Consider the following 19,243-nt stretch of genomic DNA (forward strand, 5'->3'; position numbering starts at 1 on the left):
CGATCTAATATTTTCACACGGTTAAATGTTACTTATCTTTTTTGGTTGGTTAATTTTTAATAAAATGCGTTACCTAAAAACTATTTTTTTAAAGGAAATAGATAGCTGTATTTTATGAGATGCTAATCTAGCCTATTAATATAATAGTCACTGTATTTATCGGCATCAAAAGTAAATAAGGTTTTTGACAACGGTTCGTTTGTTTTAAAAGAATTAACAGTAAGCGTCGTCTTTGTTTTGTTTTTCCCAACCTGAATGAGATTGTAAATATGCTTCGTTTGAGAATCTATACCTAATAGAATATAATTGATTTCTGAATCAGAATCAATCGGAGTTAATTTCACATACTGAATTTTTCTGCCTTTAATATTCTGTTCGATGTCTAAATCATAAGTATAACCATCTTCATAAAAAGACAGCATTTTGCTCGGGGTAATGGCATCTTCTTCGTTATCGCTTTCTGATGAAATGGTCACTTCTTCATCTTCAGGGCTAATGCTATATAAGGTTTTACCATCAAATATTCTGGTGACACCAAGAATGTTTAATTTGTATTTATCACCTTCCATAATAACATCACCCTTGGTTTCTTGCTTAATATTTTCTGATGTATTTTCAAGTACGTATTTAAAGCCTATGGAGATAGATTCATAACTTTTAACTTTCTCAGAAACGTCATTAAGTAAAATCTTTCCTTTATTTTGGGAAAACACGCTAAACGAGAGTGATATAAAAAATAGTAATAAAAAGTTTTTCATGTGTTTATATGTATTATTTTTTATTGGTCACATGCGACATCCATTTAATCATTTCACTTGGGTATCAAGTTTTAGTTATGGATGTTTCATGGTATTAAATTTCATTTTCTAAATGTTTATCTAAAGCTGCTAAATCTGTTACTAAAACTTGACGGGCTTTGCTGCCTTCAAAAGGCCCTACAATACCAGCAGCTTCTAACTGATCGATGATTCTACCAGCACGATTGTAGCCTAGTTTTAGTTTTCGTTGTAATAAAGAGGCCGATCCTTGTTGCGCCGTAACAATAACAATAGCCGCATCTTTGAATAGTTTATCCCTATCTGAGATATCTACATCAAGACTTGTGCCACTTTCTTCGCCAACATATTCCGGTAACATATAAGCCTCAGGATATGCTTTTTGAGAGCCAATATAATCTGTAATTTTTTCAACTTCGGGTGTATCAACAAAGGCACATTGCACACGAATAACATCGTTGCCTTGGGTGAACAGCATATCACCACGACCAATTAATTGGTCGGCTCCAGAACCATCTAAAATCGTCCGTGAATCTATTTTTGAAGTTACCCTAAACGCAATACGCGCAGGGAAATTAGCTTTTATAATACCAGTAATAACATTTACCGAAGGACGTTGTGTTGCAATAATTAAATGAATACCAATAGCACGCGCCAATTGGGCCAAACGTGCAATAGGGGTTTCAACTTCCTTACCGGCAGTCATAATTAAATCTGCAAACTCATCAACCACCAATATAATGTAAGGTAAAAATTGATGCCCTTCATTCGGGTTTAGTTTTCGTGCCTTGAACTTGGCGTTATACTCTGCAATATTTCTGCAAAGTGCATTTTTAAGAAGCTCATAACGGTTGTCCATCTCAATACACAAGGAGTTAAGGGTATTAATAACCTTGGTATTATCCGTGATAATGGCATCTTCGCTATCTGGTAATTTTGCTAAATAGTGGCGTTCAATTTTATTAAAAAGCGTAAGCTCCACTTTTTTCGGGTCAACCAAAATAAACTTAACTTCTGCAGGGTGTTTTTTATACAAAAGCGAGGTTAAAACGGCGTTTAATCCAACCGATTTCCCTTGACCAGTCGCACCCGCCATTAAGAGGTGAGGCATTTTTGCCAAATCTACCACAAAGGTTTCATTACTAATAGTCTTACCTAAAGCAATTGGAAGCTGCATTTCTGAAGTTTGAAACTTTTTTGAAGCAATAACAGAACGCATGGAAACGATGGTCGAATTCTTATTAGGGACTTCTATGCCAATCGTGCCTTTTCCAGGAATTGGGGCTATAATCCGGATTCCAAGCGCAGATAACGATAAGGCGATATCATCTTCAAGATTTTTAATTTTTGAAATCCGAACGCCAGCTTCTGGCACAATTTCATACAGCGTCACCGTAGGACCTATCGTGGCTTTGATACTGGCAATACCAATTTTATAATTGCTTAAGGTTTCAACAATTTTATTTTTGTTTTCTTCAAGTTCTTCCTGATTGATTTTTATGCCTTCAGTATCGTATTTCTTTAATAAATCAATTGGTGGAAATTGATAATTACTCAATTCTAAAGTGGGGTCAAATTGTCCAAAATCTTCAACAAGTTTATTGGCAAGGTTGTCAGATTCAGAAATCTCATTAGGCACATGCTCAATTTTCATCTCCATATTAGTATCCTCCTCTTCTTCTTCAACGACGCTGACCTCTAGCTCCGTTTTTACTGGTTCAACTGTATTTGAAGTTTTCTTGGGTGGTGCTTTGTCTTCTAAAGGGATTTCATAAGCAGATTTAATGGCTTCAGCTTCTTCAGATAAGTTGTTGTCCAAAGGAATTATAAGATCGTCTTTCATATCTGAAAACTCACTTTTAATATCTTTTTTTGCCGATTTAAAAAGCTTGGTAAAGCTCTGGAAGGTTACTTTAAAACGAATGGCTAAATAGCTTATTAAGCCAAAAAGAAGAAGTAGAATAACACCTATTTTTCCTATATAATCTTGTAGAAATGTATTGATTTCGTAACCTATGGTTCCGCCTAGGATATCCATTTTTTCTCCGAAAAACCCAAATAAAACAGACACCCAAATCACGATTAAAATACCCCAGAACCAATGTTTTCTCAATTTGGCTTTATTGATATCCATTAAAACATAGACGCCAGAAAGAAAAAATAATCCAGAGAAGATAAAAGATGCAATACCAAAACCGCGTTGAATAAAAAAGTCACTTAACCAGGCTCCAGATTTATTAAGCCAGTTGTCGGTTTTTACATCGCGTGATGTAAAATTGGATAAGGTACTTTGATCTGCTTCTCCAGTAAAAAAGAATGAAATAAATGCAATACATAGCAGAATGCCAAATATAACAAGGAAACTGCCCAATACCAGTTTTTGCTGGTTAGACAGTTTAAAACTTGGGGATTTAAGCTTTTTATTAGGTGTTTTTTTGGGTTTGGTCTTTCTTTTCGCCATTCATGCGTTTTTGATTGGAACAAAAATACAAATTACTAACGTTTATTTTAACGGTAATAGTATTTAAAAAATCTTAGGAAGATAGATTATAAAACCTATAATGCTAGCAAAAACAGAAGCAATAAATACAGCACCTGCGGCAATATCCTTAATAATCCCGATTTTTTGATGATGCTCTGGGTGAATAAAATCTGCCATGGCTTCAATAGCCGTGTTAATGCCCTCAATACTCATGATTAATCCAATAGCCAAAAGCTGAATAAGCCATTCCGTTGCGGAAATATTGAAAATGAATCCGGCACTGGTAACCAAAATAGCAATAACAAATTGAATTTTTATACTGGCCTCAGATTTTAAAAGTAATAAAGCACCATTAAAAGCATAGCCAACACTTCTTATTCTATTAAGAAATAAGGATTCTTTTTTTGTCATAAGAAAAGGGCATTATTTAATTGCTGCTAAGGCGGCATCATAGTCTGGCTCTTGGCCTATTTCTGGAACTTGTTCTGTATAAATAACTTTGCCTGAATCATCAACAATGATAACACATCGTGAAAGTAAGCCATCAAAACCACCACTAATCATATCTAATCCGTATGCTTTACCGAAAGCACCAGTTTTAAAATCTGAAAGCATCACCACATTGTCCAAACCTTCTGCAGCACAAAATTGGTCTTGGGCAAAGGGTAAATCTCTAGAAATGCACAATACTTTCGTGTTTGGTATGGCAGCGCCAGTTTTATTAAAGGTTCTAACAGAGGTTGCACAGATGCCTGTATTTACACTTGGAAAAATATTTAAGATTAGGGTATTCCCCTTAAAATCATCCATGGTTTTAGTTGACAGATCGACTGCCACTAATTCAAAATCTTTTACTTGAGAGCCTATTTCTGGTAAATTTCCTGATGTTTCAACTGAATTTCCGCCTAAAGTGATATGTGCCATTTTGTAAATTTTTAAATTGGATTTAAAAGTATGAATATTTATGTTCTAAATATCATTTTCTATTCAAAAAACATTTAGGAGCAATAATAAATTGGTTAAATATTTACAATTAATACGTGTTGCTAGGTTGTTCAATTTCAAACTTCAAAAAAGGAATTGACACTATAGCTTTTGCCAATTGTAAAATAATGATTAAAAATTACTGAAGCTTCTTTTTTAAATTCAAATTTTATAACTTTAAAAATTAACAACTAAAAAATATTAACTAATGGAAAATTATGAGCATACTAACGGATCACCTAATGGAAATGTTTGGGAGTTAAACGAGTCAAGTAAATGTCCATTTTCTAGCGGTGCTGTTAAGAAAACGGCTGGTGGCGGAACGACAAATAGAGATTGGTGGCCCAATGCTTTAAAATTAAATATTCTGCGACAGCACACAGATCTATCTAACCCAATGGGTAAGGATTTTGATTATGCTGAGGAATTTAAGAGTTTAAATCTCGCTGATCTCAAATCGGATCTTTACGATTTAATGACTACCTCTCAAGATTGGTGGCCTGCCGATTATGGACACTACGGACCGTTTTTTATTAGAATGGCCTGGCATAGTGCAGGCACATACCGTATAGCGGATGGTCGTGGCGGATCGGGTTCTGGTTCACAGCGTTTTGCGCCATTAAACAGTTGGCCGGACAATGGGAACTTAGATAAAGCACGTTTGCTGTTATGGCCTATTAAACAAAAGTACGGGAAGAAAATTTCATGGGCAGATTTGATGATTCTTGCAGGAAATTGCGCTTTGGAATCTATGGGATTTGAAACCTTTGGTTTTGGTGGAGGTCGTGAAGATATTTGGCAACCTGAGGAAGATATATATTGGGGACCAGAAGCTGAATGGCTTGGAGATAAACGCTATACAGGAGATCGTGAATTGGAAAACCCGTTGGGCGCTGTACAAATGGGACTCATTTATGTGAATCCAGAAGGGCCAAATGGTAATCCAGATCCGCTTAAATCTGCTGTCGATATTCGTGAAACCTTTGCACGTATGGCTATGAATGATGAAGAAACTGTCGCATTAGTTGCGGGTGGTCATACCTTTGGTAAAGCACATGGTGCCGCAAATCCTGATGAATTTGTGGGAAGAGAACCGGCTGGGGGTAATATCGCAGCACAAGGTTTAGGCTGGGAAAACTCATTTGGTAGTGGTGTAGGTGATGATACCATCACGAGTGGTATTGAAGGGCCTTGGACACCACATCCCACACGATGGGATAGTGAATATTTTGATGTCTTATTTGGATATGATTGGGAATTGACCAAGAGTCCCGCTGGTGCACACCAATGGACGCCCACTGCAGACTCCAATGCAAAAAGAGCCCCAAGAGCAGGAGATGCCAGTAAAACACAGGCACTCATGATGACCACGGCGGATATGGCACTTAAAATGGATCCCATCTATGCACCAATTTCCAGACGTTTTCATGAGGATCAAGATGCGTTTTCAGAGGCGTTTTCGCGTGCGTGGTATAAACTGACGCATCGTGATATGGGACCCGTGTCTTTATATTTAGGACCAGAAGTGCCATCGGAAGAATTACTTTGGCAAGATCCCATTCCTGAGGCGACCTATAAACTTGTTAGTGATGCAGATATAGCACATTTAAAAAGTAAAATTTTAGATTCCGGATTATCTGTTTCTCAGTTGGTATCCACGGCTTGGGCATCGGCTTCAACCTTTAGAGGCTCGGATAAGCGGGGTGGTGCGAATGGGGGACGACTTCGATTGGCGCCACAACGGTTTTGGGAAGTTAACAATCCAAAACAACTTTATGCAGTTTTAGAAGTATATAACGAAATTCAGAAAACATTTGATGACTCGCAATCTGGCGGGAAACAAATTTCCATAGCAGATTTAATCGTTTTGGGTGGTAGTGTGGGTATTGAGAAAGCTGCTAAAGCTGCGGGACACAATATAAACGTGCCATTTACTCCAGGTCGCACAGATGCTTCCATAGAGCAAACCGATGTTGAATCGTTTGCATCGCTGGAACCATCGGCAGACGGTTTTAGAAATTATTTAGGGTCAGATCATATGGCCGATGCAGAGGAAATGTTAGTAGATCGGGCTCAATTGTTAACGCTTTCTGCGCCCCAAATGACCGCTTTAATAGGCGGTATGCGGGTTTTAAATACGAATTTTGATCATTCTAAACATGGTGTGTTTACTGAGAACCCGGAGACCTTAACGAATGATTTCTTTGTGAATCTTCTAGATTTAAGCACCACATGGAAAGCAACTTCAGATGATGAGATATTATTTGAAGGTCGCAATCGTGCCACAGGAGTACTTAAATGGACAGGAACTAGAGTGGATTTGATTTTCGGTTCGAACTCCGAATTACGTGCCATTGCTGAAGTTTATGGGTGCAACGATTCTGAAGACATGTTTGTTAAGGATTTTGTAGACGCCTGGACTAAAGTAATGCGCTTAGACCGCTTCGATTTGGCTTAATTAAATGTTCTAGATACAATTTTCTATCGAAAATTACTCGAACAGATATTTAATTGCGTTTAAAAATAGAAAATGCACAATGGGTTAACATTATAAATTGAAAACCGAACCATCCATACTACTTGGAGTTCCGACTGGGGTCGGAATCAACGATTTTAGAAATAATAAGCTAAGGGCAAAATAGAACAGATGTCAATTTAGGATTGAATTCATAAATGTCTTTAAAAACTAAAATCAATTATGTATTGGTGAAGGGTGCGCAGCAATTTCCCAATAAATCGTTTTGATTTTTTGGTTCTTTGGCATCAAGGCAAAAGAACAAAGAAAAGTAACCTTGTAACTGAAATTGAATGTCAACTAGCGCTTGGGAGTTTTTCTTGTTTTCCGAACAATTTTAAAACACTCTAAGAAAGCCTTGTAAATACTGGAAAGTTTTTAAAATTTGGGTATCGCAAAGCAGAAAAAAGGAAAACGCACAACGGGTTAGCATTATAAAAAAACCATTTCTTCCGAAGACTATCGGAAGAAATGGTTTTTTAAGATTAATATTATTTATCAATAGAGCCAAGTACCCGAGACATAAAAGTGTTCAATGCCTCTTTCTTCGGTGTGCCATCTTTTACCATTTTTTGAACCTCTAATGCGCCATACATATTTGAAACCAATTCTCCAATAACATCCAATTCTTCATCTTTTAAAGATGACACTTCTGTTAGATTTTCAAGGGTTTCGATAGTCTCTATGATGAAGTCTTCATCATTATCTTCAATAAACTGACTTAAATGCTTAATTACTGGTAACTTCATCCCATCTTCCGTCTTCCCAAAGGGAAGAAACTAATTTTAATGTATTAATAAGTTTAGCTAATTTCTTCAACAAGTTCTTTTAAAACATCAAACTTATTGGTTTGAACTTGATTTACAAAAGCGCCTTTTTTGAAGGTCGCGAATGTTGGTAAATTATCAACCGTTGCCAATTTTCGTGATTCCGGAAATTTTTCCGCGTCAGCGATAACAAAAGTTATAGCTTCTAATTCAGAGGCTAACTTTTTAACTTTAGGTTTCATAATTCTACAATTACCGCACCACGTAGCAGAATATTGAACAACAACGATATCGTTACTGTCTATAATGTCTTGCAAATTATCCTGTTCTAATTCTTGAACCATGTCGATTTAGTTTACGTGTGCCGCCAAATAATCTGCAACACCATTTCTATTGGCATTCATAGCATCTTTTCCTTCTTCCCAGTTAGCAGGACAGACTTCACCTTTTTCTTGAACGTGTGTGTAAGCATCAATTAAACGTAAAAACTCCTGAACGTTTCTTCCTAAAGGCATGTGATTTACACCTTCGTGCACTACAGTACCATCTTCATCTATAATGTAAGTCGCTCTATAAGTCACATTGTCACCATCAACAGTTACAACGCCAGTTTCGTCATTATAAGTTTCGTTTGAGATATCCAATATCCCTAATGTTGAGGCCAAGTTTCTATTAGAATCAGCTAGAATTGGATACGTAACACCTTCTATGCCACCGTTATCTTTTGCAGTATTCAACCATGCAAAATGTACTTCGGGCGTATCACAAGAGGCACCAATTACAATAGTATTTCTCTTTTCAAATTCGCCTAAAGCTGCTTGAAAAGCATGTAATTCTGTAGGGCACACAAATGTGAAATCTTTTGGATACCAGAATAACAAGACTTTTTTCTTATTGTTTATTGCTTCTTCAAGAACATTTAATTTAAACGTATCTCCCATCTCGTTCATTGCGTTTACATTTAAATCTGGGAATTTTTTTCCTACTATTGCCATTTTATATTATTTTAAAAATTAGTAATTCTGTTTTATGAGCGCAAAACTAATTCACAACAATAGAAATTGAAACAAGATAAAATTTTAAATACTTATTGATTAATAGTATTTATTTATGGCTTTTGAAAATGAGAGGATTAGCGCTTTTTAGAACTGATTTGTCTGATTTTAATATTTAAGGCTGCAAACAGAAGTGTGGTAAACGGACTTAGCCAATTGAAGATGGCATACATAAAATATTCTGCAACACCAACACCCAATACGCCAGATTGATAAGCGCCACAGGTGTTCCATGGAATTAAAACCGAAGTTACTGTTCCGGAATCTTCGAGCGTTCTACTTAAGTTTTCTGGTGCTAAACCACGATCTTCAAAAGCTTTTTTAAACATCTTTCCAGGAATAACGATTGCTAAATACTGATCGGAAGCAATAGCGTTTAAACCTAAACAGCTAATTACTGTACTTGCAAATAAGCCAAAAATGGTTGTAGCAACAGAGAGTAAAGCTTTGGTAATACGAGCAAGCGCGCCAATGGCATCCATAATACCGCCAAAAACCATAGCACAAATTATAAGGAAAATTGTCCAAAGCATTCCATTCATGCCACCAGCAGAAAAGAGATCATTTAGTTTTTCGTTTTCAGTTGTTATTTGTGTGTCAGTAAGAACAGCTGTAATTAATGCTCCTAACTTTGAATCTGCAAGGCTATTTAAAATGTCTGCCTGAAAGATAAATGCAAAAACTGCGGCAAGAAGCACACCCGCGCCTAGAGCTATTAATGGCTTCGTTTTGAGAAGTATCAAAGCAATAACTACGGCAGGAACAGCAAATAACCATGGCGAAATGTTGAAAGTGGTATCAATGGTGCCTAATAAGCTGCTAATATCTGCACTTCCAGAGGTTTCAATATTCATACTAATAATGCCGAATACAATTAATGTAATAATAATCGTCGGCACAGTCGTGTATGTCATATATTTAATATGCGTAAACAAATCGGTTCCAGCCATAGCGGGCGCTAAGTTTGTGGTATCACTTAGAGGCGACATTTTATCTCCAAAATAGGCTCCAGAAATTACGGCACCGGCTATCATTCCCGGATTTATCCCAAGGGCCGTTCCGATGCCGACAAGGGCAATACCCACCGTGGCTGAAGTGGTCCATGAACTTCCGGTTGCAATTGAAATAATGGCTGCAATAATTACCGATGCAGGTAAAAATATTTCGGGACTTAAAACCTGTAAGCCATAATATACCATAGCGGGAATTACGCCACTAACCAGCCATGTTCCAGCCAATGCGCCAACAAGCAAAAGAATCATGATTGGAATAAAAATACTTTTAAGATTTTCCCAAATCTCAACGAGCATTCTCGAAAAAGAAACTTTGTTAAAAGCACCTACAATGGCAGCAACTAAACCCCCTAAGAGTAAAATAATTTGATTCGTGTAAGCGCCAAACCATTCTTGATCTTCAACAAAAAAGATATTGTAAGCTAGCATGCTCATTAGGATAACGACTGGAATTAAAGCTTCATAAAAATTTAATTCTTTATTTTCTATAATATTTTGATCGTTTGCTTTAAATTCTGAAATATTATCGTCGTCCTGCATATAATGGTTTTTTGTCACGTAATGTTACAACTTTCAGTAATGCTGTGCAAATGGAATTACTTGCGTATGTTTGTTTTCTTAAAAAAGTAATTTATGGATTCCCTAACCCAAATTGTCCTTGGTGCCGCCTGTGGTGAAGCAGTCTTAGGCAAGAAAATTGGTAACAAGGCATTATTATTTGGAGCCATAGGCGGTACTATTCCAGATTTGGATGTTTTTGTTGGGAATTTGCTCTATAACAATAACATTGACGAGATGCTTTTTCACAGAGGGTTTATGCATTCCATTCTATTTTCTGTATTGGGAGCGTTTTTATTTGGGTGGTTGTTTTATAAATTATATGATACAAAAAGTAGAAAGCACACTACCCAATTGAAAGATTGGATAATACTCTTTTTTCTAGCTCTATTTACACATATTATTTTAGATTGTTTTACACCCTATGGCACCCAGTTATTTACACCATTTAATGATTATCGGGTGGCGTGTGATAATATTGCGGTAGCAGATCCTCTCTATACGCTGCCTTTTCTAATTTGTATGCTTGTGCTTATGTTTTATAAAAGACATAGCAAAAAACGCCTACTTTGGTTAAAGTTAGGCGTTGGAATCAGTTCGGTTTATATGCTTTTTACGGTCGTTAATAAAATGTATATGGATTCTGTTTTTGAAACCTCATTTCATTTTGCAAATATTCCGTATTCCCGATTTAGAGCGCAGCCTACTATTTTGAACAACGTGCTATGGTACGGCATTGCCGAAACCAAAGACGACTATTATGTGGGTTATTATTCATTGTTCGATAAAGCGTCATTGACGAGCGATTTTAAGAAAATTCCTAAAAATCGTTTACCCTTGGTTAGTGAAGACTTGGATGCACTCTCATGGTTTAGTGATGGGTATTACAATATCTATGAAATGGAAAATGATACATATCATTATAATGATTTACGTTATCCGCTTTTAAAACAAGAGAACCCTAAATCTTTCGTGTTTAGTCTTATACTATATAAAGACGAAAATCGATTAAATATGAAACCTTTTGAACCTGAAGCAGATGATTTTAAAACATCGATTTCAAATTTATGGGAACGCCTAAAAGGTATTTAGAAGAAACCCCTAGGAATTCAAAATATGTAGGGACTTCATACAGTCACGCATCATGTTGTAGGTGCGCTCAATATCGGCATCCAACCCAATTGAAAAACGAATTAAACCATCACTTAAGCCCATGGCAGCTTGTTCATTCTCAGGTATTTCAGACGATGTGGAACTTCCAGGAGCACTAAATAAGGTTTTATAAAATCCTAAACTCACGGCTAGGTAACCTAAGTTTTTATGTTGCATCATTTCCATAAGCGCATTTGCGGTTTCTATAGAGCCCACATCAATCGTCAGCATGCCGCCAAAACCATATTGAGGATTCATCATGCGCTTAAATAAGTCATGTGACGGATGCGATTTTAGACCTGGATATACCGTTTTTAAGCCGTCAGCTTCAAATTTTTCAGCAAGATATAAACCGTTTTTGCTATGCTGTTGCATTCTAATATGAAGTGTTCTTAAATTTTTTAGAATAGAAGCAGCTCTTAAACTGTCCATTGTTGAACCCAATAGCATGCAAGCGCCATCATTTACACTGCGTAAATCATTTATGAATTCTTGGGTACCACATACCACACCACCAACCGTATCGCTGGAGCCGTTAATGAATTTTGTTAAACTATGAATAACAATATCGGCACCCAATTCTGCTGGGGAAATTGAAAGTGGTGAAAAGGTATTATCTACTATTAATTTTAAATTGTATTTTTTTGCTAATGCTGCTAAACCTTCTATATCGGCCACTTCTAAAAGCGGATTACTCACAGATTCGCAGTACAGCACTTTTGTGTGTTCTGTTATGGCAGCTTCTACACTATCTAGTTTTGTAATATCCACAAATTTGGTTTTAATATGAAATCGCGGTGTAAAGTTCTTTAAGAAGGCGTAAGTGCCACCGTAAATCGTTCGGCTAGACACAATATGGTCGCCTGCACCGCATAACTGCAATAACACTGGCGTAATCGCGCCCATACCTGAAGCGGTTACATTTGCTGTTTCTGTACCTTCCATAGCCGCTAAAGCTTCACCTAAATATAAATTAGAAGGGGTGGAGTGACGGGAATATAAATAACAGCCATCTGCGTTACCTTCAAACGTGTCGAACATGGTTTTTGCAGAAAGAAAGGTGTATGTTGATGAATCTGAAATAGAAGGATTAACCCCTCCAAATTCTCCAAAGTATTGTAAGTCTTGTATATTGTTAGCAGGTTTGAAAGCCATAATTATAAGTTTTTATTTAAACAAATTACGAATAATTAAGACTATAAAACAATATAAGATGAATTATACAGAAAATAAATCTAATATAATATCTATTTATAGATAAATAAATTATAAATTTGAGCTTATTACAGGATTACATGATAATTTATCAACTATGATTTTTGACGCCACCGATAAAAAGCTATTGGAATACTTACAACAGGACAGCAAGCAAACCAATAAAGAGCTTTCCAATAAATTGAACCTATCGGTCACGGCGGTTTACGAACGTATTAAAAAACTTGAAAAAGAAGGCTTTATAAGTAAGTATGTGGCATTGGTGGATAAAGAAAAAATAAACAGAGCCTTTGTCGTTTTTTGCCATATTAAACTGGTACAGCACAGTCAAGCATATGTGGTTAAATTTGAACGCGAAGTGGCCAACTTAACAGAGGTTTTGGAGTGTTATCACATCAGTGGTGATTATGATTATCTTCTAAAAGTTTTAGTAAAGGATATGGTAGCCTTTAGGGAGTTTATGGTGAATAAGCTCACCACGATTAACCATATTGGGAGTACACAAAGTATGTTTGTTATTAATGAGGTCAAGCATTCCACTGAAATTAATGTATGATGAACTCGTTTAATATGAAAACACTCACGTATCGTGGTTTAGAATTTTTAATTATTTTTATTCTGTTGCCGGTTAGTTTTACTATAAATTATTCTATTTGGGTAAAATTGCTACTCGGTGTTTTTGGCTTTGTATATATTATTTTTGTGCTTTTAAAAGTGCATAATATAAAATTTAAAGTAGCGCCCCATCTTAACTGGAAAGCCTTTTGGAAACACACCTTATTTAAGGGGATTGTTATTGCCACCATCACTATTATTTTTGTTTGGATTACAGATAAATCGCTGCTATTTCATGTGGTATGGAATAAACCCATGCTTTGGGTTATCATTGTAGTTTTGTATTCGGTTTTTTCGGTATATCCCCAAGAGTTAATTTACAGGACTTTCTTTTTTGAACGCTATCGATCGGTATTTAAAAGTGATGATCTATTCATTTTTATTAATGCCCTGGTTTTTGCTTTGGCGCACGTGTTATTTAAAAATGTTTTGGTTTTGATATTAACCTTTTTTGGAGGATTGCTTTTTGCAATCACGTACAGAAAAACCCAATCTACTTTATTGGTATCTATAGAGCATGCTATCTATGGTAGTTGTTTGTTTACGGTTGGCATGGGTGAAATGCTTGGGTTTCCTGTATAAATTATGGATGAAATGTTATTTTAAGGCACAAAGCTTTAGGTTGGTTAAATCTTTTTAGTATTTTAGAGCAGCTATTACTAACTAACCAAATTATAAATATGAAAAAATTAGCGTACATTATTTTAGGATTGATTATTGGAGCCATACTTACTTACCTTTTTTGTCCGAGACAATTAGATATACCAACTGCAGATACTAAAGGCAATAAACCCCCAGGCGTTATTACTATTTTAGAAGCCGAAGAATTAAGCGCCAATTGGGAAAAGAATAATAAAACCGAAATAGATTCTACTATAGACGTTGAAGGTCCAAGAAAACCGATGCGTTCGACCATGTGGACCTTAAAGGATGTGGAAGACTATTTATATTATGCAAAACATCAGTCGGACACGATAGGCTTTTCCATGACGGGCGTTCGCGTGTATTTGGGAAATTATGGTGAAAATGCTGAGCGAAGTAAAAAAAATAGAAACACCATGTTTATAGTGCCAACAGGTTATAAAAAGATATCTAAAGGAAGTGTGATTCCAAACCTTTTAAATGCAAAAGATGAAGATATTCCTGTTGATCCTTTAAATGAAGGTGATGGAGGTGACGGAGGATATCCCCAATAAATATCCGTGATTGAGTTTCTCTTAGCACATTATTCGCTCCTAACACACACGTTGGAGTTTTTAGCAGCTGTTACAGGTATTTTTTGTTACAAAAAATACAAAGATACTGCAGCTAAATATTTTATTTATTTTCTTATTATTATTGCGTTTTCAGATTCCTTCAATTATTACGCATTTTATGTTAATCCGAATAAGGCTTTAAGTTTTTTAATTGGGACAAGATTTGAAAAAAACCATTGGTGGACTACGTTATATTGGAAAATCGGAGCCATTATGTTTTTCGCTTTTTACTATCGAAAAATTTTACTCTCAAAAGTTTTTAAAAATATTATTAAGTATGCTAGTTATGGTTTTTTATCAATCTCAGCTATTTATATTTTATTTTATTTTGACGAATTCTTTTATAAATTTTTTCCAATAATAAGTGTGTTAGGTGCTGTTATAGTGTTTTTATGTACCGTTTTTTATTTTTTGGAAATATTGCAAAGCGATGATATATTAACCTTTTATAGATCATTGAATTTTTACATTAGTGTCGCTATTTTTATTTGGTGGCTTATTATAACACCTCTTGTTTTTTATAACATATATTTTACATACGAAATTGGTAACCCTAATAGAGACTGGAATTTTGTGTTATTAAGAAGGCAAATCTATTTATTTTCAAATATATTTATGTATTTAACTTTTACCTATGCTCTCATATGGTGTCAGCCTGAAAGCAATGAAAATATATGTTAGAATTTCTAACAGCACATTTCAATTTTATAGTCTATGGTTTCGAGATCGTATCTGCCGCCATTGGTCTTGTATATTATAAAAAGTATAAAAACACGACCACCCTTATTTTTATATAATTTTTGCTGTATACTGTTTTTGTGGAACTTGGAGGCGTCAGTCTTGTCTATTTCAAGCACACCACAATCATTCAGTTCGTTCGTGGTTTTGTGATTAGAGCGATGACTTGGTATACTGAGACCGTTGCAAAAGGCCACACATGTCTCAAAAAAGGATTTATTAAGAATAGAAAGTCCATTAGATGTTGCTGTGAAAAAGATAGGTAGAGAACCCAATAAGCAGGGCGCTCTATGTCAATTAAAGCATTATTAATATTTTTCCATAATAGAAATACATTAATTTAGTGTAAAACTAAAAGGACATATTGCTTTTGATAAATAAATTTGAAGAAAAATCATATATTTGAAACGGAAATTTACTAATTTTAATCGAAAGAATTCCTCGAGGCTCTGCCTCGGGGTTTAGCTGAAAAGTTTGAAAAATGGAGAGTTTTTCATAACACTTTGAAAAAGTGTACTTTCGGATTATGAGTGAGCATATTTTAAAAAGAGACAACAAAACCCTGTTGCTGTATCATTTAGTTTTTCCATTGAAATATCAAAAGGCAGTTATAACAAAAGAAATAGGAGAGGGTTTGAAAGATATTTATTACAAACTAAAGAAACACGTTGTGCACTATTTAAGAAAAACTACATTTGAAATAATAAATTGATGAATAAACATTATTTAATAATTTCTATATTTTCAATACTATCACTGATGTCTTGTGACCCACACTATAACTCGGTTTTCCTGTAGCACTTTTCCCTTTGGTATAGTGCCGTTTTAAAACCTTTATGATGGGTTGCCAATCTAAAAGGGTATTGATTTGTGTGAAAAACGTGCGCTTTATTTTGCGTGAACGCATATCGCAAATGCTATCGGCTAAGGTGGGGTGCTTTACTAATTCCATAAATAAAAGATACGGAATATTACAAAATTATACAACTCCTTTCAACGGTCTTATACTTATACTGTATTTAAAAGTGATAATCTATTCATTTTTATTAATGCCTTGGTTTTTGCTTTGGAGCATGTATTCTTTAAAAATGTTTTGGTTTTGATATTAACCTTTTTTTTGAAGGATTGCTTTTTTCAATCACGTACAGAAAAACCCAATCTACTTTATTGGTAACTATAGAGCATGCTCTATATAATAGTTGGTTATTTACCGTTGGTATGGGCGAAATGCTTGGGTTTCCTACATAAATTATCGACGAAATGTTATTTTAAGAAACAAAGCCTTAGGTTGCTCAAATCTTTTTACTAATTTAGACCAGCCTATTACTAACTACCCAAATTATAAATATGAAAAAATTAGCGTACTTTATTGTGGGATTGATTATTGGAGCCCTTTTAACCTACTATTTTTGTCCAGGGCTAGTAGACATGCCAACCATGGATGCTAAAGTGGATAAACCCACAGGCGTCATTACTATTATAGAAGCCGAGGAATTAAGTGTCAATTGGGAGAAAAATAATAAAACCGAAATAGATTCTACTATAGACGTTGAAGAACCAAGAAAACCAATGCGCACGACCATGTGGACCTTAAAAGATGTGGAAGACTATCTGTATTATGCAAAACATCAATCGGACACGATAGGCTTTACCATGACGGGCGTTCGCGTGTATTTGGGAAATTATGGTGAAAATGCTGAGCCAAGTAAAAAAAACAGGAACACCATGTTTATTGTGCCAACAGGGTATAAAAACACCTCTAAAGCTAGTAGTGCTCCAAATTTCAATCTTGTTAAAGAGGAAGATATTCCTGTTGATCCTTTAAATCAAGGTGGTGGTGGTGACGGAGGATATCCCCAATAAATAATCCGTGATTGAGTTTCTCTTAGCACATTATTCGCTCTTAACACATACGTTGGAATTTTTAGCAGCTGTTACTGGTATTTTTTGTTACAAAAAGTACAAAGAGACAGCTGCTAAGTATTTTATTTATTTTCTGATTATTATTGCTATTTCTGATTCTTTAAACTATTACACATTTTATGTTAGACCAAATAAGGCTTTGAGTTTTTTAATAGGTACAAAATTTGAAAAAAATCATTGGTGGTCTACATTATATTGGGATATAGGTACAATACTATTTTATGTTTTTTATTTTTTCAAAGTTTTAAAAAAACATTTATTTAAAAGCATCATAAAATATTCAGGCTTTACTTTTTTAATGTTTTCATTAGTTTATATAGCACTAAACTGGGATTTGTTTTTTGTTCAGTTTTTCACAGTTCTTGATGTTTTAGGTGCTATAATAATTATTATGTGTTCAGTGTTTTATTTTATTGAAATTTTGATAAGTGATAAAATTTTAGAGTTCTATAATTCTATAAATTTTTATATAAGCGTAACCATTTTTATTTGGTGGTTAATAATAACGCCACTATCATTTTATAATGTATATTTTACTTATAATATAGAAACATCTTTTTTAGATATGGATTTTGTGTTATTAAGAAAGCAAATCTTTCTATATTCAAATATATTTATGTATTTAACTTTTACGTTCGCTCTGATATGGTGTCAGCCTGAAAGCGAGGAAAAAATATGCTAGAATTCCTTACAGCACATTTTCATTTTATAGTTTATAGTTTTGAAATAGTTTCAGCTATCATAGGCCTTTTATATTACAAAAAATATAAAAACACGACCACACTCATTTTTATATACTTCTTGTTATATACGGTTTTTGTAGAGCTGTTAGGTGCTAGTTTGGTCTATTTCCAACACACAGCAATCATTCAATTTCTTCGTAGTTTTGGAATGAGATCGATGATTTGGTTTAACGTATTCTGGATGTTCGGGAGTGTCCTCTTTTTAGCATACTATTACCATGCTATTTTAAAAACCAAGCGTTATAAACAGTATGTTATTTTACTTTCGGCAGTTTTCGGAATGGTGTTTATAGGATATGTTATTTTTGATTTTCAAACCTTTCTGGTTGCCCACTCTCCAATCTATCAACTTTTAGGAGCAGCTACAATAACCATATGTATCACCATATATTTTATTGAATTATTAAATAGCCAAGATATATTAATTGCATTTCGAAGTGTAAGTTTTTATGTTTCTATTAGTATATTCTTTTGGTGGATCATTGTTACACCGGCGTTTTTATTTGATGCGTACAACACCGTAAGCGATTGGGACTTTGTAAATTTAAGGCGCCGCATTTTCTTATTCGCAAATATATTTATGTATACTTGTTTTATTATTGGCCTCATTGTTTCCAAACCAGCTTTAAAAAATGATTAACTTTTTATTTACCTTACTGCAAAGCAAAGCGGTATCCACGTCTGCAGAACGTTATTTATTAATTTATATGATAGCCGTACTGGTTATTGTAACCTCCTTGGTAATTTTGTTTTTTGTTGTTTTTCAAAAAAGAAAAAATAAACTGCTTTTAGAGAAAGTGAAACAACAGCAGAATTTTGAAAACGAAATAGCACAAGTTCAAATAGAAATACAAGAACAAACTTTAAAAAATATTGGTTGGGAACTGCATGATAACGTCGGTCAATTGCTGTCCTTTGCCAGTATGCAGTTGAGTATTTTAAAAATGCAAATGAATGATGATGACAAAGACAAATTTAAGGACACATCTGAAGCACTTAAACAGAGCTTAAATGAAGTACGATCCTTATCTAGAGCATTGAACAACGAGGTGGTGCTTAATATTGGTTTTGAAGAATCCATTACAAATGAATTGGACCGTTTAAACAAAATGAAGTTTGCTACCGCAGAACTTGTATCGAGAGGTCAAAAGATCAAATTTAAAGATAGAAAACACGAAATCGTAATCTTTAGGATTTTACAGGAATTTTTATCCAATTCGGTGAAATACTCGGAAGCTAAAAATCTTAAAATTGTGTTAGAATATACGAATAATCATTTATTGGTCACGGCCTCTGATGATGGCAAGGGCTTTAACAAGGAAAGCGTAAAAGCCGGTTCTGGACTTATTAATATAAAAAGTAGAGCAAAATTAATTCATGCAGAAATCGAGTTGACTTCAGAAGAAAACCAAGGCACTTCATTGGTTTTAAAATATCCTTTTTTGTAATAA

Annotated in this window: 20 protein-coding genes; 10 read left to right on the plus strand and 10 right to left on the minus strand. The window is 34.7% G+C overall.

Annotation, left to right across the window (positions count from 1 at the left end):
- Nucleotides 1-122: 122 nt before the first annotated feature.
- The 4 genes from FAF07_RS14490 to tpx form a co-directional block, all read right to left on the minus strand.
- The gene (locus FAF07_RS14490) at nt 123-758 is read right to left on the minus strand and encodes a LolA family protein (RefSeq protein ID WP_142785780.1); all 636 of its coding nucleotides are present in this window, start codon (nt 756-758) and stop codon (nt 123-125) included.
- A 94-nt stretch (nt 759-852) separates the two neighbouring features.
- A complete protein-coding gene (locus FAF07_RS14495; RefSeq protein WP_142785781.1) occupies nt 853-3,237 on the minus strand; it encodes a DNA translocase FtsK in 2,385 nt (794 codons plus the stop codon).
- Nucleotides 3,238-3,300: 63 nt separating this feature from the next.
- Nucleotides 3,301-3,669, minus strand: coding sequence for a diacylglycerol kinase (locus FAF07_RS14500; protein ID WP_142785782.1), 369 nt, complete (start codon nt 3,667-3,669; stop codon nt 3,301-3,303).
- A gap of 12 nt (nt 3,670-3,681) precedes the next feature.
- Nucleotides 3,682-4,182 carry a thiol peroxidase gene (gene tpx, locus FAF07_RS14505; protein ID WP_142785783.1) on the minus strand — a complete coding sequence of 167 codons (501 nt, stop codon included), beginning with the start codon at nt 4,180-4,182 and terminating at the stop codon, nt 3,682-3,684.
- Nucleotides 4,183-4,450: 268 nt separating this feature from the next.
- Between tpx and katG the strand changes: the two genes are divergently transcribed.
- Entirely contained in the window at nt 4,451-6,700 is a 2,250-nt protein-coding gene (gene katG / locus FAF07_RS14510) for a catalase/peroxidase HPI (protein WP_142785784.1), read from the plus strand.
- Nucleotides 6,701-7,248: 548 nt separating this feature from the next.
- Here the strand turns inward: katG and FAF07_RS14515 are convergent.
- From FAF07_RS14515 to nhaC, 4 genes are all read right to left on the minus strand, one after another.
- Nucleotides 7,249-7,506 (minus strand): DUF6952 family protein, encoded by a 258-nt coding sequence (locus FAF07_RS14515; protein ID WP_142785785.1) that lies wholly within the window; start codon nt 7,504-7,506, stop codon nt 7,249-7,251.
- A 53-nt stretch (nt 7,507-7,559) separates the two neighbouring features.
- Complete coding sequence (locus FAF07_RS14520; RefSeq protein ID WP_142785786.1) at nt 7,560-7,868, minus strand: thioredoxin family protein; 309 nt, start codon at nt 7,866-7,868, stop codon at nt 7,560-7,562.
- 6 nt (nt 7,869-7,874) lie between these two features.
- Nucleotides 7,875-8,519 (minus strand): peroxiredoxin, encoded by a 645-nt coding sequence (locus FAF07_RS14525; RefSeq protein ID WP_142785787.1) that lies wholly within the window; start codon nt 8,517-8,519, stop codon nt 7,875-7,877.
- A gap of 137 nt (nt 8,520-8,656) precedes the next feature.
- On the minus strand, nt 8,657-10,132 hold the full coding sequence (gene nhaC / locus FAF07_RS14530; RefSeq protein WP_142785788.1) for a Na+/H+ antiporter NhaC: 1,476 nt from the start codon (nt 10,130-10,132) through the stop codon (nt 8,657-8,659).
- A gap of 93 nt (nt 10,133-10,225) precedes the next feature.
- Here nhaC and FAF07_RS14535 point away from each other — a divergent pair, with 93 nt between their 5' ends.
- Nucleotides 10,226-11,242, plus strand: a complete 1,017-nt coding sequence (locus FAF07_RS14535; RefSeq protein ID WP_142785789.1) for a metal-dependent hydrolase — start codon at nt 10,226-10,228, stop codon at nt 11,240-11,242.
- A 9-nt stretch (nt 11,243-11,251) separates the two neighbouring features.
- Here FAF07_RS14535 and FAF07_RS14540 read toward each other — a convergent pair whose 3' ends face one another.
- Complete coding sequence (locus tag FAF07_RS14540) at nt 11,252-12,457, minus strand: aminotransferase class I/II-fold pyridoxal phosphate-dependent enzyme (RefSeq protein ID WP_142785790.1); 1,206 nt, start codon at nt 12,455-12,457, stop codon at nt 11,252-11,254.
- Between the two features lie 157 nt (nt 12,458-12,614).
- On the opposite strand from FAF07_RS14540, the gene FAF07_RS14545 reads away from it, so the two are divergent.
- From FAF07_RS14545 to FAF07_RS14560, 4 genes are all read left to right on the plus strand, one after another.
- Nucleotides 12,615-13,073: an Lrp/AsnC family transcriptional regulator gene (locus FAF07_RS14545; protein ID WP_142785791.1), complete on the plus strand. Its 459-nt coding sequence runs from the start codon at nt 12,615-12,617 to the stop codon at nt 13,071-13,073.
- A 14-nt stretch (nt 13,074-13,087) separates the two neighbouring features.
- Nucleotides 13,088-13,714 carry a CPBP family intramembrane glutamic endopeptidase gene (locus FAF07_RS14550; RefSeq protein WP_142785792.1) on the plus strand — a complete coding sequence of 209 codons (627 nt, stop codon included), beginning with the start codon at nt 13,088-13,090 and terminating at the stop codon, nt 13,712-13,714.
- Between the two features lie 98 nt (nt 13,715-13,812).
- Nucleotides 13,813-14,328, plus strand: coding sequence for a hypothetical protein (locus FAF07_RS14555; protein ID WP_142785793.1), 516 nt, complete (start codon nt 13,813-13,815; stop codon nt 14,326-14,328).
- 51 nt (nt 14,329-14,379) lie between these two features.
- Nucleotides 14,380-15,069, plus strand: coding sequence for a hypothetical protein (locus tag FAF07_RS14560; RefSeq protein ID WP_246067715.1), 690 nt, complete (start codon nt 14,380-14,382; stop codon nt 15,067-15,069).
- A 793-nt stretch (nt 15,070-15,862) separates the two neighbouring features.
- Here FAF07_RS14560 and FAF07_RS14565 read toward each other — a convergent pair.
- On the minus strand, nt 15,863-16,078 hold the full coding sequence (locus FAF07_RS14565) for a hypothetical protein (RefSeq protein ID WP_142785795.1): 216 nt from the start codon (nt 16,076-16,078) through the stop codon (nt 15,863-15,865).
- Nucleotides 16,079-16,473: 395 nt separating this feature from the next.
- Between FAF07_RS14565 and FAF07_RS14570 the strand changes: the two genes are divergently transcribed.
- The 4 genes from FAF07_RS14570 to FAF07_RS14585 are packed head-to-tail and all read left to right on the plus strand — an operon-like array spanning nt 16,474 to nt 19,240.
- Complete coding sequence (locus FAF07_RS14570) at nt 16,474-16,989, plus strand: hypothetical protein (RefSeq protein WP_142785796.1); 516 nt, start codon at nt 16,474-16,476, stop codon at nt 16,987-16,989.
- 52 nt (nt 16,990-17,041) lie between these two features.
- Nucleotides 17,042-17,731 (plus strand): hypothetical protein, encoded by a 690-nt coding sequence (locus FAF07_RS14575; RefSeq protein ID WP_246067716.1) that lies wholly within the window; start codon nt 17,042-17,044, stop codon nt 17,729-17,731.
- Nucleotides 17,725-18,432 (plus strand): hypothetical protein, encoded by a 708-nt coding sequence (locus FAF07_RS14580; protein ID WP_142785798.1) that lies wholly within the window; start codon nt 17,725-17,727, stop codon nt 18,430-18,432. The genes FAF07_RS14575 and FAF07_RS14580 overlap by 7 nt, the downstream gene beginning before the upstream one ends.
- The gene (locus tag FAF07_RS14585) at nt 18,425-19,240 is read left to right on the plus strand and encodes a sensor histidine kinase (RefSeq protein ID WP_246067717.1); all 816 of its coding nucleotides are present in this window, start codon (nt 18,425-18,427) and stop codon (nt 19,238-19,240) included. Before FAF07_RS14580 ends, FAF07_RS14585 begins: the two co-directional genes overlap by 8 nt.
- Nucleotides 19,241-19,243: the final 3 nt, after the last annotated feature.

The sequence above is a fragment of the Changchengzhania lutea genome (assembly GCF_006974145.1).
In the GTDB taxonomy this organism is placed as follows: domain Bacteria; phylum Bacteroidota; class Bacteroidia; order Flavobacteriales; family Flavobacteriaceae; genus Changchengzhania; species Changchengzhania lutea.